Here is a 24,710-nt window from a genome sequence, read left to right on the forward strand (position 1 = left end):
ATATTTCTAAGTTTTTGGGTAAACGCAAAACCTGTGCTGAATGGCCTACAGACACTTAAGAGCCGCTTTATAACAAGGGCTCTAAAAAGCTGTCAAGGAAGCCATCCAGACTTGATCCGTACTTAATGCGTGCTGATTCTTTCCTTGGAATCGGAGTCGCGCTTCTCATCTTTCGCGACGATCTCCGGAGCCACATCTGGCAAGGGCTCCGGCGCGTATTGCAGCGCAATTTGCAGGACCTCGTCAATCCATTTAACCGGTTTAATCTGCAGATCCTGCTTAATATTGTCAGGAATTTCCTTCAGATCACGCACATTCTCTTCTGGAATGATCACCGTCTTGATCCCGCCACGATGTGCCGCCAGCAGTTTTTCCTTCAAACCGCCAATGGCCAGCACCTGACCGCGCAAGGTAATTTCACCGGTCATGGCCACATCGGCACGGACAGGAATGCCAGTCAAAGCCGACACCAGGGCCGTACACATTCCTACGCCGGCGCTAGGACCATCTTTCGGGGTCGCCCCTTCCGGCATATGGATATGGGTGTCGCGCTTCTCGTGGAAGTCCAGGGGGATGCCCAGGCTCTTGGCACGGCTGCGCACCACGGTCAGCGCGGCGGTAATCGACTCGACCATGACATCGCCCAGGGAACCGGTCTTGATCAACTGGCCCTTGCCCGGCACCACGGCGGCTTCGATGGTCAACAGCTCGCCACCGACCTGGGTCCAGGCCAGGCCCGTGACCTGACCGATCTGATCCTGCTGCTCGGCCAGGCCGTAGCGGAATTTGCGCACCCCGAGGAAATGCTCCAGCAGGTCGGACGTGACCTTGACCGCGAAGCGTTTTTCCAGCGCGTGCTCTTTCACCGCCTTGCGGCAGACCTTGGCGATTTGCCGCTCCAGCCCACGCACACCGGCTTCACGGGTGTAGTAGCGGATGATGTCGCGAATCGCCTCGACCTCGAACTCCAGTTCGCCTTTCTTCAGGCCATTGGCCTGGATCTGCTTGGGCGACAGGTACTTGATGGCGATGTTGATCTTCTCGTCCTCGGTGTAACCCGGCAGGCGGATCACTTCCATCCGGTCCAGCAGCGCCGGCGGGATGTTCATCGAGTTGGAGGTGCAGAGGAACATGACATCGGACAGGTCGTAGTCAACTTCCAGGTAGTGGTCGTTGAAATTGTGGTTCTGTTCCGGGTCCAGCACCTCAAGCAACGCCGAGGCGGGATCGCCACGCATGTCGCTGCCCATCTTGTCGATCTCGTCGAGCAGGAACAGCGGGTTGCGTACCCCAACCTTTGTCATCTTTTGTATCAATCTTCCTGGCATCGAACCGATGTAAGTCCGCCGATGGCCACGAATTTCCGCTTCGTCACGGACGCCACCGAGGGCCATCCGTACGAATTTTCGGTTGGTCGCGTGAGCAATCGACTCAGCCAGGGAGGTTTTACCCACACCAGGAGGTCCGACCAAGCACAGAACAGGGCCGCGAATTTTCTTCACGCGCTTCTGCACGGCGAGGTATTCGAGGATCCGCTCCTTGACTTCCTCCAGACCATAGTGGTCCGCATCGAGAATGTCCTCGGCCCGTGCCAGGTCCAGGCGCACCTTGCTCTGGGCCTTCCACGGCACCTGTACCAGCCAGTCGAGGTAGGAACGCACCACGGTCGCCTCGGCGGACATCGGCGACATCTGCTTGAGCTTGTTCAACTCGGCCATGGCCTTGGCCAGGGCATCTTTCGGCAGGCCGGCGGCGTCGATGCGCTTTTTCAGCTCCTCGACTTCGTTATGGCCTTCGTCGCTGTCGCCCAATTCCTTCTGAATGGCTTTCATTTGCTCATTCAGGTAGTACTCGCGCTGGCTACGCTCCATCTGCTTCTTGACGCGGCCACGGATGCGTTTCTCGACCTGCAGCAGGTCGATTTCAGCGTCGAGCAAGGCCAGCACGTGCTCGACACGGGCCGACAGATCGACGATTTCGAGAATTTCCTGCTTCTGCTCGATCTTCAGCGCCATATGGGCAGCCATGGTATCGACCAGGCGGCTCGGCTCGTCGATGCTGTTCAACGACGACAGCACTTCAGCCGGCACTTTCTTGCCCAGCTGCACGTATTGCTCGAACTGTGCCAGCAGGCTGCGGACAAAGACCTCGGACTCGCGGTCCGGGGCATCGACCTCTTCGATCAGTGCCACTTCGGCACGGCAGTAGCCGTCGACCTCGCTGAAACGCTCGACGGTGCCGCGCTGCTCGCCCTCGACCAGCACCTTGACGGTGCCGTCAGGCAATTTGAGCAATTGCAATACAGTGGCGACTGTACCTACGCGATACAGCGCATCTTCGCCCGGGTCATCATCGGCAGGATTACGTTGGGCCAGCAGCAGAATCTGCTTGTCGCCCGTCATCGCGGCCTCGAGGGCTTCGATAGATTTCTCGCGCCCCACGAACAGCGGGATAACCATGTGCGGATACACCACGACATCACGCAATGGCAGGAGAGGCAATTCGATGGTCGTCTTCATGATTTCGCCTCTACGGCGGCCATAAGGCCGGAAACAGATGGATAAGCTTGAAACCAAGATGGGGGCTTGTTCGAAAAAAAACAAGCGCCAAAAGAAAAGGGGCCCGAAGGCCCCTTGTCAGGTCACAGTCTGTCGCCCTCAGGCGTCAGGCGCGGCCTTGGCCGGCGGCTCGCTGTTCTCGTAGATGTACAGCGGCTGGGATTTACCCTCGATCACGCTTTCATCGATCACCACTTTGCTCACTTCGGACTGCGAAGGGATTTCATACATGGTGTCGAGCAGGATGCCTTCCAGGATCGAACGAAGGCCGCGAGCACCGGTTTTACGCTCCAGGGCACGCTTGGCGACGGATTTCAGTGCGTCGGCACGGAATTCCAGGTCGACCCCTTCCATTTCGAACAGCTTGGCGTACTGCTTGGTCAAGGCATTCTTCGGCTCGGTGAGAATCTGCATCAATGCAGCCTCATCCAGCTCGTCCAGCGTGGCCAGAACCGGCAGGCGGCCGACGAATTCCGGGATCAGACCGAACTTGACCAGATCGTCAGGTTCGACTTCACGCAGGGACTCACCCACCTTCTTGCCTTCTTCCTTGCTGCGGACTTCGGCGCTGAAGCCGATGCCGCCACGGGTGGAACGGTTCTGGATAACCTTTTCCAGACCGGAGAACGCACCACCACAGATAAACAGGATGTTGCGCGTGTCCACCTGCAGGAATTCCTGCTGCGGGTGCTTGCGACCGCCCTGGGGCGGAACGGAGGCCACCGTGCCTTCGATCAACTTCAGCAAGGCCTGCTGCACGCCTTCACCGGAAACGTCCCGGGTAATCGACGGGTTATCGGACTTGCGGGAAATCTTGTCGATTTCGTCGATGTAGACAATGCCCATCTGGGCCTTTTCCACATCGTAGTCGCACTTCTGCAACAGTTTCTGAATAATGTTTTCCACGTCCTCGCCCACATAACCCGCCTCGGTGAGGGTGGTTGCATCGGCGATGGTGAACGGCACATTCAGCAGACGCGCCAGGGTTTCGGCCAGCAGGGTCTTGCCCGAGCCGGTCGGGCCGATCAGCAGGATGTTGCTTTTGCCGAGCTCGACGTCATCATTTTTCTTGTCACGCTGGTTCAGACGCTTGTAGTGGTTGTAGACCGCTACCGCCAGAACCTTTTTTGCACGCTCCTGACCAATCACGTACTGATCAAGGATGCCGCTGATTTCTTTAGGCGAAGGCAATTTATGCGCGCTGCTTTCGGCCTGTGCCTCCTGCACCTCCTCGCGGATGATGTCATTGCACAGGTCGACGCACTCGTCGCAGATAAAGACCGAGGGGCCGGCAATCAATTTGCGTACTTCATGCTGGCTTTTGCCACAGAAGGAGCAATAAAGCAGCTTGCCGTTGTCCTCGCCGTTGCGGGTGTCAGTCATTCGATCGATCCAAATCCGATAGGCTTGCAACACAAGATGAAGGCTATTGCGGGCTTTTTCAAGTCCACAGGTGGTCAGTCGTGACCGACCACCTACATTTGGGCTGCTTAGGCGGGCATTTGACGCTTTTCACGCACGGAGTCGATCAGGCCGTATTCGACCGCACGCTGGGCGCTCATGAAGTTGTCGCGGTTGGTATCGCGCTCGATGGTTTCCATGGTCTGCCCGGTGTGGTAGGCCAGCAGCGAGTTCAGACGCTCGCGAATGAACAGGATTTCCTTGGCGTGGATCTCGATATCCGAGGCCTGGCCCTGGAAACCGCCCAGCGGCTGGTGAATCATCATGCGCGAATTCGGCAGGCAGTGACGCTTGCCCGCGGCGCCGCCGGCCAGCAGGAAAGCCCCCATGCTGCAGGCCTGGCCGATGCACAGCGTGGAAACATCGGGCTTGATGAACTGCATGGTGTCGTAGATCGACATACCGGCGGTCACCGAACCACCTGGCGAGTTGATGTAGAGATGGATGTCCTTGTCCGGGTTTTCCGCTTCAAGGAAGAGCAGTTGCGCCACGACCAGGTTGGCCATGTAGTCCTCTACCGGGCCGACCAGGAAAATCACTCGCTCCTTGAGCAGGCGCGAGTAGATGTCATAGGCACGTTCGCCGCGGGCGGACTGCTCGATAACCATCGGGACCAGGCCGCCTGCGGCCTGGATGTCAGAGCTCTGCTGAATATAAGAATTGCGGGACATGTCCTGCAGTCACTCCCAAATAGTCATGTCTTGAATACGCATAAGCCAGCGCGAGGCTGGCTTATGGTGTGTATTTTCCAACGAGTCAGAAAATCAGTCGGCTTGTGGAGCTTCCACCGGCTTGACTGCTTCTTCGTAGGAGACCGATTTATCGGTCACATTCGCCTTCTGCAGAACAGTATCCACAACTTGTTCTTCCAGCACAACCGAACGGACTTCGTTCAGTTGCTGGTCGTTCTTGTAGTACCACGACACAACCTGTTCTGGTTCCTGGTAGGCCGAAGCCATTTCCTGGATCAGCTCACGCACGCGGGTTTCGTCAGGCTTGAGGTCGAACTGCTTGACCACTTCAGCAACGATCAGGCCCAGCACGACGCGGCGCTTGGCTTGCTCTTCGAACAGCTCGGCCGGCAGTTGATCAGGCTTGATGTTACCGCCGAACTGCTGAACGGCCTGCACACGCAGACGGTTCACTTCGTTTTCCAGCAGGGCTTTCGGCACTTCGATCGGGTTGGCGGCCAGCAGACCGTCCATTACCTGGTTCTTGACCTTGGACTTGATGGCCTGACGCAGCTCACGCTCCATGTTCTTGCGAACTTCGGCGCGGAAACCGTCCAGACCGCTTTCCTTGATACCGAACTGGGCGAAGAAGGCCTCGTTCAGCTCAGGCAGGGTCGGTGCCGACACGGTGTTCACGGTGACGGTGAACTCGGCGACTTTGCCGGCCAGGTCCAGGTTCTGGTAGTCAGCAGGGAAAGTCAGGTTCAGAACGCGTTCTTCACCGGCTTTGGCGCCTACCAGGCCATCTTCAAAGCCAGGGATCATGCGCTTGGAGCCCAGCACCAGCTGGGTGCCCTTGGCGGAACCGCCAGCGAAGACTTCACCGTCAACCTTGCCGACGAAATCGATATTCAGCTGGTCTTCGTTCTGGGCAGCGCGATCGGCCACTTCGAAACGGGTGTTCTGCTTGCGCAGGATTTCCAGCATGTTGTCCAAGTCGGCGTCCGCCACGTCGGCGCTCAGACGCTCGACAGCGATGGAGTCGAAACCGGCAACGGTGAACTCAGGGAACACTTCGAAAGTAGCGACGTATTCCAGGTCCTTGCCCTTCTCCAGCACTTTCGGCTCGACAGAAGGCTGGCCAGCCGGGTTCAGCTTCTGCTCAACCACGGCTTCATAGAAGGAGGCCTGGATCACATCGCCCACGGCTTCCTGACGGGCATCCGCCTCGTAACGCTGGCGGATCACGCTCATTGGCACCTTGCCAGGACGGAAGCCTGCAATCTTGGCCTTTTGGGCAGTCTGCTGCAGACGCTTGTTGACCTGGGTCTCGATGCGCTCAGCTGGCACGGTGATGCTCATGCGGCGCTCAAGAGCCGATGTATTTTCAACAGAAACTTGCATGGATATTCCTCGTTGCACAGACATTAGCCGGCCGTTTCCGACCTCAGAAGCAAGGGCAAGCATTCTAGTGGGTCGGACTCAAGAAGTCACCCTACTGAAAACGGCTAAAAACAGCAGGCAATGATTGGTCATGGACCGCCCTTGAGCAAGGTGCCCGGGACAGACGGTCACCCCACCGCCTTTCTACTCTGTTATTTCCCGGCCTCCTGATTTCATCCATCCTCCTAAAGGGCCTGAAGGCCGACACGTTCAGCACCAGAAACTTCTCTGCAAGGCGTATCACACGAATATTCCCCGCACTCGGATGGTGAAATGCGCGCAAAAAAAAAGCGCCAGACGACAAGTCTGGCGCTTTTTCTAATATGGGGTGGACGATGGGGATCGAACCCACGACAACAGGAGTCACAATCCTGTGCTCTACCAACTGAGCTACGCCCACCATATTGCCTATTCAAAAAGACCGATCAGATCGACCTCTTTGTTCAGCCTCACCAACGCCAACCGGCCCTGATGAAACTTTATTTGGTGCGGATGAAGAGACTCGAACTCTTACGCCTCGCGGCGCTGGAACCTAAATCCAGTGTGTCTACCAATTCCACCACATCCGCTCATCAAGCTCTTTAAAGCAAAAACGCCAGACCGTTGATCTGGCGCTTTTCGAAATATGGGGTGGACGATGGGGATCGAACCCACGACAACAGGAGTCACAATCCTGTGCTCTACCAACTGAGCTACGCCCACCATATTGCGTTACTTGTGCCAAAGCTGCCTATTGGCGCACCCGGCAGGACTCGAACCTGCGACCATCCGCTTAGAAGGCGGATGCTCTATCCAGCTGAGCTACGGGCGCCTTATTAATCTGTACTCGGTGACGACTACAAACCAAGTGCTTCAATCTTGCTGAGCCAGACATCAACTCTGCTCGACCTTCTCAACCAGTGCTAGGCTATGCCCGACAAGCGCGACAGATGTTATAGACGAGTCAAAAGGTCGTCAACTCCTTTTTGAAAAAAACTCAGAAATATAAAGGGGTTAGGGGAATATCCGGACCAAGCGCCTTTGCCCTCGCGCCGCGACATGCGAGAATGCGCACTCTTTTTCAACCCCTCTCGATGGTTAATCACGCGTCATGACTGCACAACTAATCGACGGCAAAGCGATCGCCGCCCGTCTGCGCCAGCAGATCGCCCAGCGTGTCGCCGAGCGTCGCCAGCAGGGCCTGCGTACGCCAGGCCTCGCGGTGATTCTGGTCGGCAGCGATCCTGCCTCTCAGGTTTATGTTTCGCACAAGCGTAAAGACTGCGAAGAGGTCGGCTTCATTTCGCAAGCCTACGACTTGCCCAGCGACACCACCCAACAGGCGCTCACCGACCTGATCGATCGCCTCAATGACGATCCACAGATCGACGGCGTGCTGCTGCAATTGCCGCTGCCCGAACACCTGGACGCCTCCCGCCTGCTGGAACGGATTCGCCCGGACAAGGACGTCGACGGTTTCCATCCTTATAACGTCGGTCGCCTGGCACAGCGCATCCCACTGCTGCGTCCCTGCACCCCGAAAGGCATCATGACCCTGCTGGAAAGCACCGGGGCCGATCTTTACGGGATGAATGCGGTGATTGTCGGCGCGTCCAATATCGTCGGTCGCCCGATGGCCATGGAACTGCTGCTGGCTGGCTGCACCGTGACCGTCACCCACCGCTTCACCCAGGACCTGGCCGGCCACGTCGGCCGCGCCGACCTGGTGGTGGTGGCCGCCGGCAAGCCGGGCCTGGTCAAGGGCGAGTGGATCAAGGAAGGCGCCATCGTCATCGACGTCGGCATCAACCGCCAGGAAGACGGCAAGCTGGTGGGTGACGTGATCTACGAAACCGCCCTGCCCCGCGCCGGCTGGATCACCCCGGTCCCGGGCGGCGTCGGCCCGATGACCCGCGCCTGCCTGCTGGAAAACACCTTGTATGCCGCCGAAACGCTGCATGCCTGAAGCCTGGAGGCATCCAGTGGTGCTATAACTGAGATGCTTTCACCCAACAAAAAAACCGCCAATTGGCGGTTTTTTTGTTTTTACACAGAAACTGCTTAGTCAGCCAGACGCCAGGTCGTCCCGCCCTTGCCGTCTTCCAGCACCACACCCATGGCGGTGATCTGGTCACGGATGCGGTCGGATTCCGCCCAGTCCTTGGCAGCCCGCGCCGCCAGGCGCGCCTGGATCAACGCTTCGACTTCAGCTGCATCGACCCGCCCTTCGGCGCCCGCCTGCAGGAAATCGTCTGCCCCCAACTGCAAGACGCCGAGCACACTGGCCAGCTCTTTAAGACGTGCCGCCAGGCCGGCCGCCGCCGCGAGATCGCTTTCGCGCAGGCGGTTGATCTCACGCACCATCTCGAACAGCACCGCACAGGCTTCCGGCGTGCCGAAGTCGTCGTTCATCACCTGGGTGAAACGCTCGACAAAAGCTTCACCGCCGGCCGCCGGCACGTTCGGCAGGCCTTTCAACGCATGGTAGAAACGCTCCAGGGCGCCCTTGGCATCCTTGAGGTTGTCTTCCGAATAGTTGATGGCGCTGCGGTAATGGCTCGATACCAGCAGGTAACGCACGACTTCCGGGTGATACTTGTCCAGCACATCGCGAATGGTGAAGAAGTTGTTCAAGGACTTGGACATCTTCTCGCCATTGATGCGAATCATGCCGCAGTGCATCCAGGCATTGGCGTAGGTCTTGCCGGTGGCCGCCTCGCTCTGGGCGATTTCGTTTTCATGGTGCGGAAACTCGAGGTCGCTGCCACCACCATGAATATCGAAGGTCTCGCCCAGGCAGCAGGTGGACATCACCGAGCATTCGATATGCCAGCCCGGACGCCCGGCGCCCCACGGCGACTCCCAGCTCGGTTCACCCGGCTTGGCGGCTTTCCACAGGACGAAATCCAGCGGATCCTGTTTCGACTCATCGACCTCGATCCGCGCACCGATGCGCAGGTCTTCGATCTTCTTGCGCGACAGCTTGCCGTAGCCGAGGAACTTGCCGACGCGGTAGTACACGTCGCCATTGCCCGGTGCATAGGCGTAGCCCTTGTCGATCAGGGTCTGGATCATGGCGTGCATGCCAGCGATGTGATCGGTGGCCCGCGGCTCCATGTCCGGCTTGAGGATGTTCAGGCGCGCCTCATCCTCGTGCATCGCGGCAATCATGCGCTCGGTCAGCGCCTCGAACGACTCGCCGTTCTCGTTGGCCCGATTGATGATCTTGTCGTCGATGTCGGTGATGTTGCGCACGTACGTCAGGTCGTATCCGCTGAACCGCAGCCAGCGGGTCACCAGGTCGAAGGCCACCATGCTGCGGCCATGGCCCAGGTGGCAGTAGTCATACACGGTCATCCCGCAGACATACATGCGTACCTTGTTGCCATCCAGCGGCTTGAAGACTTCCTTGCTCTTGGTGAGCGTGTTGTAGATCGTTAGCACGAAGAAGCTTTCCTCTCTCTATCAGAGCCGGTCAGGCCTGAATCACTGACCCCAGGAGTCGCGCAGGGTCACGGTACGGTTGAATACCGGGGCACCTGGTTTCGAGTCCTTGATATCCGCGCAGAAGTAACCTTCGCGCTCGAACTGGAAACGGTCTTCCGGCTGTGCGTTGCCCAGCGAAGGCTCGGCGCGACAACCGGTCAGGACCTGCAGGGAGTCAGGGTTGATGTTGTCCAGGAAACTGGCACCGTCTTCGGCCTTCTCCGGGTTCGGCGAGCGGAACAGGCGGTCGTACAGACGGACTTCGCACTCGACGCTGGCCTGCGCCGGCACCCAGTGGATCACACCCTTGACCTTGCGGCCCTCGGGGTTCTTGCCCAGGGTGTCCGGGTCATAGGAGCAGCGCAATTCGACGATGTTGCCGTCGGCGTCCTTGATCGCTTCGTCGGCACGGATCACATAGCTGCCGCGCAGGCGCACTTCACCGGTCGGCTCCAAGCGCTTGTAGCCCTTGGGCGGCTCTTCCATGAAGTCTTCGCGATCGATGTAGATCTCACGGGCGAATGGCAGCTGGCGCACACCCATGTCTTCTTTCGGGTGGCACGGCAGCTCGAGGTTCTCGACCTGGCCTTCCGGATAGTTGGTAATGACCACTTTCAGTGGCCGCAGCACGCACATGGCCCGCGGCGCGCTCTGATCCAGGTCGTCACGGATGCTGAATTCCAGCATGCCGAAGTCCACCACGCCGTCGGAACGGTTGGTGCCGATCATCTCGCAGAAGTTGCGGATGGATTTCGGGGTGTAGCCACGACGGCGGAAGCCCGACAGCGTCGACATGCGCGGATCGTCCCAACCGTTGACGTGCCCTTCGTCCACAAGCTGCTTGAGCTTGCGCTTGCTGGTGATGGTGTAGTTCAGGTTCAGCCGGGAGAACTCGTACTGACGCGGCTTGCACGGCACCGACAGGTTGTCGAGGAACCACTCGTAGAGCGGGCGATGGCCTTCGAACTCCAGGGTGCAAATGGAGTGGGTGATCCCTTCGATGGCGTCCGACTGACCGTGGGTGAAGTCGTAGTTCGGGTAGATGCACCACTTGTCACCGGTCTGGTGGTGGTGGGCATGGCGAATGCGATAGAGGATCGGGTCGCGCAGGTTCATGTTCGGCGAGGCCATGTCGATCTTGGCCCGCAGCACGCGTGCGCCATCCGGGAACTCACCGGCTCGCATCCGGGCGAACCAGTCCAGGTTCTCCTCCACCGAACGCTCGCGGAACGGGCTGTTCTTGCCCGGCTCGGTCAGGCTGCCACGGTATTCCTTGGCCTGATCGGGGGTCAGGTCGTCGACGTAGGCCTTGCCGGCCTTGATCAGCTCCACGGCCCAGTCATGCAACTGGTCGAAATACTGCGAGGCATAGCGCACTTCACCGGACCATTCGAAACCCAGCCACTTGACGTCGCTTTCGATGGCGTCGATGTATTCCTGGTCTTCCTTGGCCGGGTTGGTGTCGTCGAAACGCAGGTGCGTGACGCCACCGAACTCCTGGGCCAGGCCGAAGTTCACGCAGATCGACTTGGCATGGCCGATGTGCAGGTAGCCGTTGGGCTCAGGCGGGAAACGCGTCACGATCTGAGTGTGCTTGCCCGAGTCCAGGTCGGCCTGAATGATCGGGCGCAGGAAGTTGACCGGGACAGCCGGTCCGGTCTTGGCGTTCGAGGTAGGGTCGACAGTGGGCTTGCTCATAGGATCCTTGGGCTTGCGAGTGCGCGGCCGGGTGCGGCCTGATCAATCAAAACGGGTATCATAGCCGATGCGATCAAGCGCCTGACAGAGGCGCGCCGAAAACGGCGGCTATTAATAGGGCCCGGATGAAAAAACCGCCTCGGTTCCCGCGCCTCACGTTAAACTGCGCCACCTGGTGGATTTATACCAGACAGGTTCGGCCCCGCGAGCACTACCCGCACGCCGAAACCCATGAATTCCTTCAAAGAGTAGCCAAGATGACCCAAGTCAAACTGACCACCAACCATGGCGAAATCGTCCTGGAACTGAACGCTGGGAAAGCCCCGATCACCGTGGCCAACTTCGTTGAGTACGTCAAAGCCGGCCACTACGAAAACACGATTTTCCACCGCGTGATCGGCAACTTCATGATCCAGGGCGGCGGTTTCGAGCCTGGCATGAAAGAAAAGAAAGACAAGCGCCCGAGCATCCAGAACGAAGCGGACAACGGCCTGCCGAACGAGAAATACAGCGTCGCCATGGCCCGCACCATGGAGCCGCATTCGGCCTCCGCGCAGTTCTTCATCAACGTCACCGACAACAGCTTCCTGAACCACAGCGCCAAGACCGTCCAGGGCTGGGGCTACGCGGTATTCGGCAAAGTGGTTGCCGGCACTGACGTGGTCGACAAGATCAAAGGCGTGGCCACCACCATGAAGGCCGGCCACCAGGACGTTCCGACAGAAGACGTGATCATCGAGAAAGCCGAGATCGTTGAGTGATACTGCTGATTTCAGATTTGCATCTGGAAGAGGAACGCCCGGACATCACCCGGGCGTTTCTGGATTTCCTGGCCGGACGCGCCCGTTCGGCACAAGCGCTGTACATCCTGGGCGATTTTTTCGAAGTCTGGATCGGCGACGATGCCATGACCCCCTTTCAACGCTCGATCTGCACAGCCTTACGCGCATTGAGCGACAGCGGCACACGAATTTTCCTGATGCACGGCAATCGTGACTTCCTGCTGGGCAAGGCCTTCTGCAAGGCCGCTGGCGCCACCCTGCTCAAGGACCCAAGCGTGGTGCAGATGAATGGCGAGCCGGTACTGTTGATGCACGGCGATAGCCTGTGCACGCGGGACGAGGCCTATATGCGCCTGCGTCGTTATCTGCGCAACCCCATCAGCTTGTTCATCCTGCGGCACCTGCCACTGCGCACCCGCCACAAACTGGCACGCAAACTGCGCAGCGAAAGCCGCGCGCAGACCCGCATGAAAGCCAATGACATCGTCGACGTGACACCGCAAGAGGTGGCGCAGGTCATGCAGCAACAAGGTGTGCAGACCCTGATCCACGGCCACACCCACCGACCGGCCATTCACAAGTTGCAACTCGGTGCACAGGCGGCGAAACGGATTGTGCTGGGCGATTGGGATCGCCAAGGCTGGGCCTTGCAGGTGGATGAGCAGGGTTTCCAGCTGGCGGCGTTTGATTTCACGCCGCCACCAGCCCCCTCGCCACATTAATGTCCTGACGCAGCAGGCCCGGCCTTCGCCGCGAACGGCGGCTTGGCCAGCCATACCAACAGCATCAAGGCCATGAAGCCCCAGCCCAGCAATGTGAAGTAATCCACGGTCGACAGCATGTACGCCTGACTGGTGAGAAGCTGATCCAGCTGGGTATAGGCCCGGCTGCCCGCCCCACCGAGATTGCCCAGGGCCTCACGCGTCGCCGGATCGAACGGGGTGATGCTTTCACTTAAATAGGCATGGTGCTGGTCCGCCCGGCGAATCCAGATCCAGGTGGTCAGCGAGGCCGCGAAGCTCCCCCCCAGCGTCCGCAGGAAGGTGGCCAGCCCAGCACCGTCGGCGATCTGGCTCGGCGGCAGGTCCGACATCAGGATGCTCAAGGTCGGCATGAAAAACAGCGCCACTCCGATCCCCATGAACAGTTGCACCATGGCGATATGCTGGAAGTCCACCTCATTGGTGAAACCGGCGCGCATGAAGCAGCTCAGGCCGATCGCCAGGAACGCCAGTCCGGCGAGCAACCTCAAATCGACCTTGTTGGCGTATTTACCGACGAACGGCGACATCAGCACCGGCAGGATCCCGATCGGCGCCACTGCGAGGCCCGCCCAGGTCGCGGTGTAGCCCATCTGGGTCTGCAGCCACTGCGGCAGGATCAGGTTGATGCCGAAGAACCCGGCATAGCCGAGGATCAGCACGATGGTGCCGATCCTGAAGTTGCGGTAGGCAAACAGCCGCAGGTTGACCACCGGATGCTTGTCGGTCATTTCCCAGATCACGAACACCGACAGGGCAATCGCCGAGATGACCGCACCGATCACGATGAAGTTCGACTCGAACCAGTCCAGGTCATTGCCCTTGTCGAGAATCACCTGCAAGGCCCCCACGCCAATGATCAGGGTCAGCAAGCCGACATAGTCCATCGGCTGGCGACTGATCTCCACCGGACGGGCCTTGAGTTGCTGGCGGACCACCATCGCGGCGAATACACCGATGGGCACGTTAATAAAGAAGATCCACGGCCAGCTGTAGCTGTCGGTAATCCAGCCGCCGAGAATCGGCCCGGCAATCGGCGCCACCACCGTGACCATCGCCAGCAGCGCCAGGGCCATGCCTCGCCTGGCCGGAGGATAGACCGCGATCAGCAGCGTCTGGGTCATGGGGTACAGCGGCCCGGCCACCAGCCCCTGCAGTACGCGAAAGCCCACCAGCTCGGGCATCGAGGTGGAAATACCGCAGAGGAATGAAGCCAGCACGAACAGGATCGTAGCCCAGATGAACAGCTTCACTTCGCCGAAACGCCGGCTCAGCCAGCCGGTCAGCGGCAAGGCAATGGCGTTGCTCACGGCAAAGGAGGTGATGACCCAGGTGCCCTGCTCCGAACTCACGCCCAAATTGCCGGAAATGGTTGGCAACGCCACGTTGGCGATGGTGGTGTCGAGCACCTGCATGAAGGTCGCCAGCGACAGGCCGATGGTACTGAGCAACAGGCTGGGCGGAGTGAAAGATGCGTTCGAGCTCATCGCGAATCCTTGGAAACGAGGCAGGTGCCGCGACCTTCGGGCCGCGGCTGGATTGGCGACTCAGCGTTGTGCGGTTTTCGCCGCGGTTGCGCTGTTTTCATGGATCAGGCGGGTGATCACCGCATCGGCCTGGGCCAGTTGCTCCGCATACACGTTGGTGCTGAACGAAGCTTTCTGCGGCGGCTGCTGGGCCAGCACCGGACCGCTCTGGTCATGCAGATTGACCTCGACCTGGGTCGACAGGCCGACCCGCAGCGGGTGCTTGGCCAGCTCTTCGGCGTTGATGTGAATGCGCACCGGTACCCGCTGGACGATCTTGATCCAGTTGCCGGTGGCGTTCTGCGCCGGCAGCAGGGCAAAGGCGCTGCCGGTACCGGCACCGAGGCTGTCGATGGTGCCGCTGTATTTCACCGCGCTGCCATACAGGTCGGCCTCGATGTCCACCGGCTGGCCGATGCGCATGTCACGCAGTTGGGTTTCCTTGAAGTTGGCGTCGATCCACAGCTGGTCCAGGGGAATCACCGCCATCAGCGCGGTACCCGGCTGGACCCGCTGCCCCAGTTGCACGGTGCGCTTGGCGACGTAACCGGTCACCGGCGCAATCAGGGTGGTCCGGGCGTTGGCCAGATAGGCCTGGCGCAGTTGCGCGGCCGCAGCCTTGACGTCCGGGTGATTGGACACCACGGTGTCGTCCACCAGCGCGCTGCTGGTGTTGAGCTGATGCTCGGCATTGCTCAGCGCGCTCTGGGCGGAGGTCAGGTCGTCACGGGCGTGGGACAGTTCCTCCTGGGAAATCGCACCACCGGCCGCCAGGTTCTTGCGGCGGGTGAAGTTCTCCTGGGCCTTCTGTACCGCCGACTTCTGCTCAGCGACCTGGGCCTTCATGCCGTCGACATTGCTGTACAAGCCACGAACCTGGCGCACGGTCTTGGCCAGGTTGGCCTCGGCGCTTTGCAGGCCGACTTCGGCATCGCTCGGGTCGAAGTTCAGCAACACCTGGCCTTCGTGCACCAGATCGCCGTCGTCGGCGCCAATGCTGACCACGGTGCCGGTCACCAGCGGGGTGATTTCCACCACGTTGCCGTTGACGTAGGCGTCATCGGTGCTTTCGCTCCAGCGCCCGTAGACTTCATGCCAGCCCCAGACACCCAGGCCACCGAGGATCACCAGCAAGGTGAGGCCCGTCAGCATGACTTTGCGCTTGCGGGAATTGCCGGCATCCGGGGTTGTTTCAGTAGCGTTCTTTTCAGTGGCCATGGCAGGTACCTTGAATTAATGAGTCTGAACCGAGGGGCTGGTGGCGTTCGCGGCGATGTTGTCGGCCTGGAAACCACCGCCCAGGGCCTGCATCAGCTGGATGGAGAAATCGATCTGCTGGGCATTCAGGTCCGCCAGCTGGCGTTGGGCCTGCAACAGGGTCTGCTCGATGGTGAGCACGTCCAGGTAGTTGCCGATGCCGGCACCGTAGCGTTGCAACACCGTGTTGTAAGAGTCCTGGGCGATATCCGCCGCATGTTGCTGGGCGGTGATCTGCTGGCCGAGGGCGCGCAACTGCTGGAGGGTGTCGCTGACATCGCCCAGCGCCTGGACCAGGCTCTTGTTGTACTGCGCCACCGCCAGGTCGTAGTCGGCGTCCTTGGCGTCGAGGCCGGCACGCAGGCGCCCGCCGTCGAAGATCGGCAGCGAGACGGTCGGGGCAATGCTGAAGAAGCGACTGGCGGAACCGAACATGGCGTCGCCCAGCAACGACTCGGCGCCGGCGCCGGCACTCAGATTGAGGTTGGGGTAGAAGCGGGTCTTGCCAGCGGCAATGTCCTTGCTCGCGGCCTCGACGCGCCAGCGCGCAGCCACCAGGTCCGGACGCCGTCCCAGCAGTTCCGCCGGCAGTACCGACGGCAAGGCCACGGCGCTGGGCTGGAGGATCTTCGGCCGGGTGATCTCATTGCCGCGGTCCGGCCCCTTGCCCAGCAATACGGCCAGGGCGACCTTGGCGCTTTGCAGCTTTTTCCCTGCGTCGATCACCTGCTCTTCGGCGCTGGCGGCCAGGCTTTCGGTTTGCTGGTACTGGTAATGACTGTCGATGCCGGAACTCAACCGACGCTTGCCCAGTTCCAGCAGTTTGCGGGTACGCTGAAGGTCGTCGTTGTCCAGGTCGTAGACGATATGCGCCTGCCCCAGGTTGCTGTAGGCCCGGGCCACGTCGGCGGCGAGGGTCAATTGCGCGGCCTGGCGATCGACTTCGGCGGCCCGTGCCTGGCCCAGCGCGGCTTCCCAGGCGTCACGCTGCCCGCCCCAGAGATCGAAGCTGTAGTTGAAGCTGACCCCCAGCTTGCGCACGGTGTTGTAGCTCCCGCCGCGACCGCTGGGGTCCTGGTCCCGTGCCAGGCGCGAGCGGGTAACACCACCACTGGCATCGAGGGTCGGCATCCGCGCCGCGTCGGCGGCATCGGCCGCTGCGCTAGCCTGGTGCGCACGCGCGCTGGCGACCTGCATATCGGGGCTGTCGTGCAAGGCTTCGCGGATCAGCCCATCGAGTTGCGGGTCACCGAGGCTTGTCCACCAGTCGCTTTTCGGCCAGGCCGCCGGCGACAGCGTCACGCCCTTGAGGGATTGTTCGGCCTTGAGGTTTTTCGCCTCGAGGCTGACACCTTCGGTGTGCAGGCCGCTGTAGCTGGCGCAACCGGCCAGGACCATCGACAGGAACACCAGGCTGAAGCCGGCACGCAGGGTTTTACTGCTCATTTTTTTCACCCACCCGCAGCAGGGTGATCGAGTCCCCGGCCGCCAGCAAAATTTTCTTCAGGATGTCTTCCAGTGTCCGCAGCTCTTGCACGGTGATGGCCCCCGCCAGCTCGTTCATCGCATCGGCACCGATTTCCGGCAAACGGTCGGCGAGGGTCTGCCCCTGCGGCGTGAGCACCAGTCGGACCTGGCGCCGATCGCCCTCCGAGCGTCGGCGGGCGAGCAGCTCTTTCTGCTCCAGGCGATCGAGCATGCGAGTCATCGAACCGCTGTCCAGGGACAGGTAGCGGCACAGCTCCGCCGGGGTATCGACACCGAACTGGGCCATGATGATCAACACCTTGAACTGCGCGGCGGTGATGCCGTACGGAACCATATGGGTGTCGATGATCCGGTCCTTGAGCAACGCGGCACGACCCAGGAGCAAGCCGAGATGGCAGTTGTGAAAGTCGCCCGGGGTGAAATGTTTCATAAGACCACCAAAAGCTGCTTAGGCAGAGAGTTGGTCCAATATTACTGCTTAGGCAGCTAATGTCAAAGCATTCGTTAGGAAGCTTCTTATTTAGCCGATATTAGGGTGGCAAGTCGAATAGATAACTCTAGATACACCCATGAATTAGATGTCTAACCCCGAGTTCGCGGACATGGATTGGGGCATGCTGGAAATCGATATCTCGCCCTATCTGGGCAAGACCGAGAAGGTCAACGTGACCCTTCCCGGTTTCGTGATCCAGCGCATCGACCGTTACGTGCGCGACCACCGGATCAAGAGCCGCTCATCGTTCCTGGCGGACGCGGCGCTGGAAAAGCTGGTACGTACTTAAGCCTCGGCAGTGGCCGGGACACCACTGTGGAAGCGGAATTCGCTGTCCGGCGACTCGATCAGCTCCTGCTCGACCGCCCGCACCTTCTCGATGACCCGGCCAATGTCCTCGGCGTCGCCGTACTGGTAGGCCAGTTTCAGGTAGCCCTGGAAATGCCGGGCCTCACTCTTGAGCAGGCCGAAGTAGAATTTGCCGAGCTCTTCGTCCAGGTGCGGCACCAGGGCTTCGAAGCGCTCGCAACTGCGGGCCTCGATGAAGGCCCCGACCACCAACGTATCCACCAGCTTGACCGGCTCGTGATTGCGCACCACCTTGCGCAGTCCCGAGGCATAGCGACCGGCGGACAACTGCCGCAACTCGATCTTGCGTCGCTTCATCAGGCGCATGACCTGTTCGTGGTGCACCAGCTCTTCCCGGGCCAGACGCGACATCAGGTTGATCAGGTCGACATGGGAATGGTACTTGGCGATCAGGCTCAAGGCGGTGCTGGCGGCCTTGAACTCGCAGTTCTTGTGATCGATCAGCAGCGTTTCCTGATCCGCCAGCGCCGCCTGCACCCAGCCTTGCGGGGTCGGGCAGCCGAGGAACTCGTGGATTTCCGGCAGATTCACAGGAAAGCTCCCGTCACAGGAGTGGCTTGGCAGGGGTACAACGCGGGAATAGTCGACATGGGGCTCACAAAAACCGGGGGGGGGGCAGACAGGGCAAGGCCGCCGATTATACGGGCCCCGGGGCAGATCGCCAGCCGCCCCACTTGATATGCATCAAGATCGCAGTCGGTGGACTGCAACTATAGTTGTATGAAGTCGCCTTCAGCCTTCCCCGGAGCACCCCGACCATGCAAGCCATCCGCAGCATTCTGGTGATACTCGACCCCGACCACGCCCACAGCCTGGCCCTCAACCGCGCCAAGCTGATCGCCGGAGTCACGGATGCGCACCTGCACCTGCTGATGTGCGACCCCAAACACGATCACAGCGCCCTGCTCAGCCTGCTCAAGAGCCAACTGCATGACGACGGCTACAGCGCCACGGCCGAGCAGGCCTGGGACAAGACCCTGCACGACACCATCATCGGCGTGCAACAGGCCGAAGGCTGCGGCCTGGTGATCAAGCAGCATCGCCCCGACAGCCCGCTGAAGAAAGCCCTGTTGACCCCTTCCGACTGGAAGCTGCTGCGCTACTGCCCATCCGCCGTGCTGATGGTCAAGACCGAGACACCCTGGTCAGGCGGGGTGATTCTCGCGGCGGTGGACGTGGGCAATTCCGATGACGAACACCGGCACCTGCACGCCAGCATCATCGATCACGGTTATGACATCGCCAGCCTGGCCAAGGGCCACTTGCACGTGATCAGCGCCCATCCCTCGCCCATGTTGTCGGCCGCCGACCCGGTGTACCAGCTCAGGGAAACCATCGAAGGCCGTTATCGCGATCAATGCCGGGACTTCCAGAGCCAATTCGACGTGGATGACGAGCACCTGCATATCAAGGAAGGCCCCGCCGACGTGCTGATTCCCCATATGGCCCACACACTCGGGGCGGCGGTGACGGTCATCGGCACGGTGGCGCGCAGCGGGATTTCAGGGGCGCTGATCGGCAATACCGCGGAAGTGGTGCTCGACGCACTGGAAAGCGATGTGCTGGTGCTCAAGCCCCAGGAAATCATCGATCACCTGGTGGAGACGGCGCCGCGCCCCTGAATGAGCGCAAAGGACACCCTCAACCGCCCATGGCATCCTTGAGGAAACCCGGCGCGATATAACGCTGGTAATGCGCTTCGGACAGAAGGAAGAACTCCCGGTCGATGGCGTCGCGCAACTCGGGCAGCCCCCAGTCGCGAAACTCCGGCAACAACACCATGCCGTAGGCCTCCAACTGGCTGATCACCCGCGCGCCACGGGCAATCAGCTGGTACGCCCAGCAATATTCCGACTGGTGGGGCACGAAGCGGATCTTGCGGGCCTCCAGCTGCTGGCGCAGCCTGAGCGGATCGAACACCTCGATCTTGGCCACCATCACCTGGACCAGCAATTGTTCCAGGCGCAACCACACCGCACGCTTTTCCTCCTCGTTGTAGCCGTTCCAGTGGACGACTTCATGGTGGAAGCGCTTGCAGCCACGGCACACCAGATCACCGTAAACAGTGGAGCAGAGGCCGACGCAAGGGGTCTTGATGGTCTGATTGGGCATGGGCAGGGAACACGGGCAAAAGCAAAACAGGTCCGCATGTTAGCCCTTTGTCTAACAAGGGTCACCCCCGAACCTGCCGGGCTTAACTTACCTTTCTTCGGAATATGCCGTAGAATCGGCCTGCCTTTTTAGGCGCCAATGTCCGTTGGAAGCTGTTTTCAAAGCGTCACGAGCACAGTTCATCCTAAAGAACGGCGTTGGCGTGGGAATTTCCGCCCGGAAGTCCCTGCGCCAACCCTCATCAGCTCCCGTTCCGCAGGCGTAAAACTTTGAAAACAGCTTCTGTTGGAGATCGTGGAAACTCTGGCTAAGCGGCTCAAAAAGCCCCGCAGCGCATGAGTGCCGTGCATTTCTGGATGAGCGTCCCGGACACCCATTTGGGACCACTGATGAGGGTAATAACTGTGCTTGAAGCCTACCGCAAACATATCGAAGAGCGTGCAGCACTGGGCATCGTGCCCCAGCCGCTTAACGCCGAACAAACCGCAGGCCTGGTCGAGCTGCTGAAGAATCCCCCGGCTGGCGAAGAAGCTTTCCTCGTTGACTTGATCACCAACCGCGTTCCGCCTGGAGTGGACGAAGCGGCCTACGTCAAGGCCGGTTTCCTCTCCGCCCTGGCCAAGGGCGAAGTCAAGTCTCCCCTGATCGACAAGAAACGCGCGGTAGAACTGCTCGGCACCATGCAGGGCGGCTACAACATCGTGACCCTGGTCGAGCTGCTGGACGACGCCGAGCTGGCAGCCGTTGCCGCCGCGCAACTCAAGCACACCCTGCTGATGTTCGATGCCTTCCACGACGTCGCGGAAAAAGCCAAGAACGGCAACGTTCACGCCAAGGCAGTGATCCAGTCCTGGGCCGACGGCGAGTGGTTCAAGAACCGCCCTGTGCTGGCCGACAAGATCAGCCTGCGCGTATTCAAGGTCACCGGCGAAACCAACACCGACGACCTGTCCCCTGCACCAGACGCCTGGTCGCGTCCGGATATCCCGCTGCACGCCCTGGCCATGCTGAAAATGGCCCGTGACGGCATCGTGCCTGACCAGCAGGGCGCCATCGGCCCGATGAAACAGATCGAGCAGATGCGCAACGACGGTTTCCCGATCGCCTACGTCGGTGACGTGGTCGGTACCGGTTCGTCGCGTAAATCGGCGACCAACTCGGTCCTGTGGTTCTTCGGCGACGACGTGCCTTACGTGCCGAACAAGCGCGCAGGCGGCTTCTGCTTCGGCAGCAAGATCGCTCCGATCTTCTACAACACCATGGAAGATGCTGGCGCACTGCCAATCGAATTCGACGTTTCCAACATGAACATGGGCGACGTGATCGACCTGTACCCGCATGCTGGCAAAGTCACCAAGCACAACAGCGATGAAGTCCTGGCCACCTTCGAAATGAAGACCCCGGTACTGCTCGACGAAGTCCGTGCCGGCGGTCGTATTCCGCTGATCATCGGCCGCGGCCTGACCGAGAAGGCGCGCGCCGAACTGGGCCTGCCACCGTCGAACCTGTTCAAGCTGCCGGAAGCTCCGGCCGAAAGCACCAAGGGTTACACCCTGGCGCAGAAAATGGTCGGCAAGGCCTGCGGCGTGAAGGGCGTTCGTCCCGGCACCTACTGCGAGCCGAAGATGACCACCGTCGGCTCCCAGGACACCACCGGCCCGATGACCCGCGACGAGCTGAAGGACCTGGCCTGCCTGGGCTTCTCCACCGATCTGGTCATGCAGTCGTTCTGCCACACCGCGGCTTATCCGAAGCCGATCGACGTCACCACGCACCACACCCTGCCCGACTTCATCATGACCCGTGGCGGCGTGTCCCTGCGTCCGGGCGACGGCATCATCCACAGCTGGCTGAACCGCATGCTGCTGCCGGACACCGTCGGCACCGGCGGTGACTCCCACACCCGCTTCCCGATCGGCATCTCGTTCCCGGCCGGTTCCGGCCTGGTGGCTTTCGCCGCCGCCACTGGCGTCATGCCACTGGACATGCCGGAATCGATCCTGGTGCGTTTCAAAGGCAAGCTGCAACCGGGCGTCACCCTGCGCGACCTGGTTCACGCGATCCCTTACTACGCCATCCAGAAAGGCCTGCTGACCGTCGAGAAGAAAGGCAAGAAAAACGCCTTCTCCGGCCGCATCCTGGAAATCGAAGGCCTGGAAACCCTGACCGTCGAACAGGCCTTCGAACTGTCCGACGCCTCGGCTGAACGTTCCGCCGCCGGTTGCACCATCAAGCTGTCGAAAGAGTCGATCGCCGAATACCTGCAGTCGAACATCACCCTGCTGCGCTGGATGATCGGCGAAGGCTACGGCGATGCCCGCACCCTGGAGCGTCGTGCCCAGGCGATGGAAGCCTGGGTAGCCAACCCGGAGCTGCTGGAAGCCGACAAGGACGCCGAGTACGCGGAAATCATCGAAATCGACCTGGCCGACGTCAAGGAGCCTGTGCTCTGCGCGCCGAACGACCCGGACGACGCCCGCCTGCTCTCCAGCGTCGCTGGCGAGAAGATCGACGAAGTGTTCATCGGTTCCTGCATGACCAACATCGGCCACTTCCGCGCTGCGGGCAAGTTGCTGGATCAGGTCAAGGGCCAGTTGCCAACACGCCTGTGGCTGTCGCCGCCGACCAAGATGGACGCTCACCAGCTGACCGAAGAAGGCTACTACGGCATCTACGGCAAGGCTGGCGCGCGCATGGAAATGCCGGGCTGCTCGCTGTGCATGGGTAACCAGGCACGGGTAGAACCGAACTCCACCGTGGTGTCGACCTCGACCCGTAACTTCCCGAACCGTCTGGGCGACGGCGCGAACGTCTACCTGGCTTCGGCCGAGCTGGCGTCCGTGGCTTCGATCCTGGGTCGCCTGCCGACCGTCGAGGAATACATGGAGTACGCCGGTAAAATCGACAGCATGGCTGCCGATGTCTACCGCTACCTCAGCTTCGACCAGATCGCCGAGTTCCGTGAAGCCGCGGCGAACGCCAATATTCCGGTCGTTCAAGCCTAAGCTGTACGCGCAATAGAAAAAGCCCCGATTTGTCGGGGCTTTTTTATGCCTGTCGGTTTTATACCTGCCGTTACTGGCGTACCAACCGCAGGTTCTGGAACTCGACCTTCTCGGTGCTGCGATACGGGTTGATGTCCAACCCACCCCGCCGCACATAACGGGCATACACCGTCAATTTCTCCGGTTTCAACAAGCGCTGCAGGTCAAGAAAGATCCGCTCCACGCATTGCTCATGGAAGTCCGAATGCTGGCGGAAGCTCACCAGGTACGCCAGCAGGCTCACGTGATCCAGCGCCGCACCGCGATACTCCACCACCACACTGCCCCAGTCCGGCTGGCTGGTCACCGGGCAATTGGACTTGAGCAGGTGGCTGTGCACAGACTCCTCGACCACCCGCGACTCGTCACAGCGCAGCAGCTCCGGACGCGGATGGGCGTAGTCACTGACATTGATCTCCAGGTCGTCGATGCACACACCCGGCAAGGCAACCACACCCTCGGCCTGCACCTCGCTCAAACGACGGACCCGCACCCCCACCGGCTTGCCGGCGGCGGCCGACAGATCGGCGCGCAACACCGCTTCCAGGCTGGCAGTGTCGACGAACGGCGTCTGGTTCAGGGAGTTGAGGTACAGCTTGAAGGACTTCGACTCGATGATGTTCGGCGAATCCGCCGGGATGCTGAACTCACCGATCGCCACCACCGGCTTGCCGGACGGCAGCAGCCAGGACAACTCGAAGCAGTTCCAGAAGTCCACGCCGACATACGGCAAGGTCTCGGCGCTCAGGCCCAGCTCGGCCCATTTGGTCGCCCGGGGAATGGGGAACAGCAAGGATGGCGTGTAGGTGGCGATGTACTCACTGGATTTGCCCAGTGGCGAGTGTTCGGCGGCGGGATGCATGACAAAAACCTGACTGAATAAACCCTGCCAGTCTATCGCAAATCACCCGCGCGCACGAAAGCCCTCGCCCCGACAGGTCACTTCAAGGCTCGATCTTCAAGGTTCCGACCATCCCCGCCTGGTAGTGCCCGGGAATATTGCAGGCAAACTGCAGGTTCCGGGCCTGGCTGAAGGTCCAGGTCAACTCGGCGGTCTTGCCCGGCTCGACCAGCACGCTGTTGGGATCGTCATGCTTCATTTCATGACCCATGGCGGCGTGGTCCATGCCGGCCATATTCATGCCGGTGGTCGTCAATTGGCCGCCCTGCTGCATCTTCAGCATCGCCTGCTGGTGCTCGGCATGCGCCGCCGCGTGCCCCAGGTTGAATTCATGCAGCAGATGGCCTTTATTGATCAGCACGAAACGCACGGTCTCGCCCGCCTTCACATCCAACTCTTTGGCATTGAAGGCGATGTCGGTCATGATCACTTCAACCGTGCGGGTCGCCTTGCTCGCCGGTGCCGGCTGGCCGAAATCATAGTGGCCCGCGGGCGAGGCCCAGACAGGCAGGCTCACCGCCAGCAAACCAACCAGCAGCAGGCTGTTACGCAAAAACATAGTCACACTCCAACGGGATCGGGTCCAGGTTGTGTGAAACTGTAGGGCCCGGTCGCTGGCATTGAGCTGACCTCCAGATTACAACTTTGTCAGGTTGGCCTCCATCCAGCCGGCGCGCGGTA

Annotated in this window: 19 protein-coding genes, 4 tRNA genes and 1 pseudogene; 6 read left to right on the forward strand and 18 right to left on the reverse strand. The window is 60.5% G+C overall.

Annotation, left to right across the window (positions count from 1 at the left end; all coding sequences use genetic code 11):
* Positions 1 to 122 precede the first annotated feature (122 nt).
* The 8 genes from lon to UCMB321_RS00950 form a co-directional block, all read right to left on the reverse strand.
* Positions 123 to 2,519 carry an endopeptidase La gene (gene lon / locus UCMB321_RS00915; RefSeq protein ID WP_040063121.1) on the reverse strand — a complete coding sequence of 799 codons (2,397 nt, stop codon included), beginning with the start codon at positions 2,517 to 2,519 and terminating at the stop codon, positions 123 to 125.
* A 138-nt stretch (positions 2,520 to 2,657) separates the two neighbouring features.
* The gene (clpX, locus tag UCMB321_RS00920; protein ID WP_040063122.1) at positions 2,658 to 3,941 is read right to left on the reverse strand and encodes an ATP-dependent Clp protease ATP-binding subunit ClpX; all 1,284 of its coding nucleotides are present in this window, start codon (positions 3,939 to 3,941) and stop codon (positions 2,658 to 2,660) included.
* 107 nt (positions 3,942 to 4,048) lie between these two features.
* Entirely contained in the window at positions 4,049 to 4,690 is a 642-nt protein-coding gene (gene clpP, locus UCMB321_RS00925) for an ATP-dependent Clp endopeptidase proteolytic subunit ClpP (protein WP_040063124.1), read from the reverse strand.
* Positions 4,691 to 4,783: 93 nt separating this feature from the next.
* On the reverse strand, positions 4,784 to 6,094 hold the full coding sequence (tig, locus tag UCMB321_RS00930; RefSeq protein WP_040063126.1) for a trigger factor: 1,311 nt from the start codon (positions 6,092 to 6,094) through the stop codon (positions 4,784 to 4,786).
* Between the two features lie 363 nt (positions 6,095 to 6,457).
* A tRNA-His gene (locus tag UCMB321_RS00935) sits at positions 6,458 to 6,533 on the reverse strand.
* Between the two features lie 84 nt (positions 6,534 to 6,617).
* Positions 6,618 to 6,702: transfer RNA gene (locus UCMB321_RS00940), tRNA-Leu, on the reverse strand.
* A gap of 57 nt (positions 6,703 to 6,759) precedes the next feature.
* Positions 6,760 to 6,835: transfer RNA gene (locus tag UCMB321_RS00945), tRNA-His, on the reverse strand.
* A gap of 32 nt (positions 6,836 to 6,867) precedes the next feature.
* Positions 6,868 to 6,944 (reverse strand) — tRNA-Arg (locus UCMB321_RS00950).
* 279 nt (positions 6,945 to 7,223) lie between these two features.
* Between UCMB321_RS00950 and folD the strand changes: the two genes are divergently transcribed.
* Positions 7,224 to 8,078: a bifunctional methylenetetrahydrofolate dehydrogenase/methenyltetrahydrofolate cyclohydrolase FolD gene (gene folD, locus UCMB321_RS00955; protein WP_040063128.1), complete on the forward strand. Its 855-nt coding sequence runs from the start codon at positions 7,224 to 7,226 to the stop codon at positions 8,076 to 8,078.
* Between the two features lie 95 nt (positions 8,079 to 8,173).
* On the opposite strand, the gene cysS is transcribed toward folD, so the two are convergent.
* Entirely contained in the window at positions 8,174 to 9,556 is a 1,383-nt protein-coding gene (gene cysS / locus UCMB321_RS00960; RefSeq protein WP_040063130.1) for a cysteine--tRNA ligase, read from the reverse strand.
* A gap of 42 nt (positions 9,557 to 9,598) precedes the next feature.
* On the reverse strand, positions 9,599 to 11,296 hold the full coding sequence (locus UCMB321_RS00965) for a glutamine--tRNA ligase/YqeY domain fusion protein (RefSeq protein WP_040063132.1): 1,698 nt from the start codon (positions 11,294 to 11,296) through the stop codon (positions 9,599 to 9,601).
* 257 nt (positions 11,297 to 11,553) lie between these two features.
* On the opposite strand from UCMB321_RS00965, the gene UCMB321_RS00970 reads away from it, so the two are divergent.
* Together UCMB321_RS00970 and UCMB321_RS00975 are read left to right on the forward strand one after the other, a co-directional pair.
* Positions 11,554 to 12,057 (forward strand): peptidylprolyl isomerase, encoded by a 504-nt coding sequence (locus tag UCMB321_RS00970; protein WP_040063135.1) that lies wholly within the window; start codon positions 11,554 to 11,556, stop codon positions 12,055 to 12,057.
* The gene (locus UCMB321_RS00975; protein ID WP_040063138.1) at positions 12,054 to 12,800 is read left to right on the forward strand and encodes a UDP-2,3-diacylglucosamine diphosphatase; all 747 of its coding nucleotides are present in this window, start codon (positions 12,054 to 12,056) and stop codon (positions 12,798 to 12,800) included. Before UCMB321_RS00970 ends, UCMB321_RS00975 begins: the two co-directional genes overlap by 4 nt.
* Here the strand turns inward: UCMB321_RS00975 and UCMB321_RS00980 are convergent.
* Genes UCMB321_RS00980 through UCMB321_RS00995 form a run of 4 tightly spaced genes read right to left on the reverse strand, consistent with a single transcriptional unit; the run spans position 12,797 to position 17,540 of the window.
* Positions 12,797 to 14,326: a DHA2 family efflux MFS transporter permease subunit gene (locus UCMB321_RS00980; RefSeq protein ID WP_040063140.1), complete on the reverse strand. Its 1,530-nt coding sequence runs from the start codon at positions 14,324 to 14,326 to the stop codon at positions 12,797 to 12,799. The genes UCMB321_RS00975 and UCMB321_RS00980 overlap by 4 nt on opposite strands.
* A 60-nt stretch (positions 14,327 to 14,386) precedes the next feature.
* Positions 14,387 to 15,583, reverse strand: coding sequence for an HlyD/EmrA/EmrK family protein (locus UCMB321_RS00985; RefSeq protein WP_040063142.1), 1,197 nt, complete (start codon positions 15,581 to 15,583; stop codon positions 14,387 to 14,389).
* Positions 15,584 to 15,598: 15 nt separating this feature from the next.
* Positions 15,599 to 17,068 carry an efflux transporter outer membrane subunit gene (locus UCMB321_RS00990; RefSeq protein WP_040063145.1) on the reverse strand — a complete coding sequence of 490 codons (1,470 nt, stop codon included), beginning with the start codon at positions 17,066 to 17,068 and terminating at the stop codon, positions 15,599 to 15,601.
* Positions 17,058 to 17,540, reverse strand: coding sequence for a MarR family winged helix-turn-helix transcriptional regulator (locus tag UCMB321_RS00995; protein WP_040063147.1), 483 nt, complete (start codon positions 17,538 to 17,540; stop codon positions 17,058 to 17,060). Before UCMB321_RS00995 ends, UCMB321_RS00990 begins: the two co-directional genes overlap by 11 nt.
* A gap of 151 nt (positions 17,541 to 17,691) precedes the next feature.
* Here UCMB321_RS00995 and UCMB321_RS01000 point away from each other — a divergent pair.
* Positions 17,692 to 17,892: pseudogene (locus UCMB321_RS01000) on the forward strand (type II toxin-antitoxin system HicB family antitoxin); the annotation flags it as partial.
* On the opposite strand, the gene UCMB321_RS01005 reads toward UCMB321_RS01000, so the two are convergent.
* Positions 17,889 to 18,503 (reverse strand): MiaE family protein, encoded by a 615-nt coding sequence (locus UCMB321_RS01005; RefSeq protein ID WP_040063149.1) that lies wholly within the window; start codon positions 18,501 to 18,503, stop codon positions 17,889 to 17,891. The pseudogene UCMB321_RS01000 and the gene UCMB321_RS01005 sit on opposite strands and share 4 nt — an antisense overlap.
* A 227-nt stretch (positions 18,504 to 18,730) precedes the next feature.
* Here UCMB321_RS01005 and UCMB321_RS01010 point away from each other — a divergent pair, with 227 nt between their 5' ends.
* The gene (locus UCMB321_RS01010) at positions 18,731 to 19,594 is read left to right on the forward strand and encodes a universal stress protein (protein ID WP_040063151.1); all 864 of its coding nucleotides are present in this window, start codon (positions 18,731 to 18,733) and stop codon (positions 19,592 to 19,594) included.
* Between the two features lie 19 nt (positions 19,595 to 19,613).
* Here UCMB321_RS01010 and UCMB321_RS01015 read toward each other — a convergent pair whose 3' ends face one another.
* A complete protein-coding gene (locus UCMB321_RS01015; protein ID WP_040063152.1) occupies positions 19,614 to 20,084 on the reverse strand; it encodes a DUF1289 domain-containing protein in 471 nt (156 codons plus the stop codon).
* 404 nt (positions 20,085 to 20,488) lie between these two features.
* Between UCMB321_RS01015 and acnB the strand changes: the two genes are divergently transcribed.
* Positions 20,489 to 23,089: a bifunctional aconitate hydratase 2/2-methylisocitrate dehydratase gene (gene acnB / locus UCMB321_RS01020; protein ID WP_040063153.1), complete on the forward strand. Its 2,601-nt coding sequence runs from the start codon at positions 20,489 to 20,491 to the stop codon at positions 23,087 to 23,089.
* 70 nt (positions 23,090 to 23,159) lie between these two features.
* On the opposite strand, the gene queF is transcribed toward acnB, so the two are convergent.
* Positions 23,160 to 23,990, reverse strand: coding sequence for an NADPH-dependent 7-cyano-7-deazaguanine reductase QueF (gene queF, locus UCMB321_RS01025; RefSeq protein WP_040063154.1), 831 nt, complete (start codon positions 23,988 to 23,990; stop codon positions 23,160 to 23,162).
* Positions 23,991 to 24,072: 82 nt separating this feature from the next.
* Complete coding sequence (gene copI / locus UCMB321_RS01030) at positions 24,073 to 24,588, reverse strand: copper-resistant cuproprotein CopI (RefSeq protein ID WP_040063155.1); 516 nt, start codon at positions 24,586 to 24,588, stop codon at positions 24,073 to 24,075.
* Positions 24,589 to 24,710: the final 122 nt, after the last annotated feature.

Origin of the sequence: Pseudomonas batumici (genome assembly GCF_000820515.1) — a bacterium.
GTDB lineage: Bacteria > Pseudomonadota > Gammaproteobacteria > Pseudomonadales > Pseudomonadaceae > Aquipseudomonas > Aquipseudomonas batumici.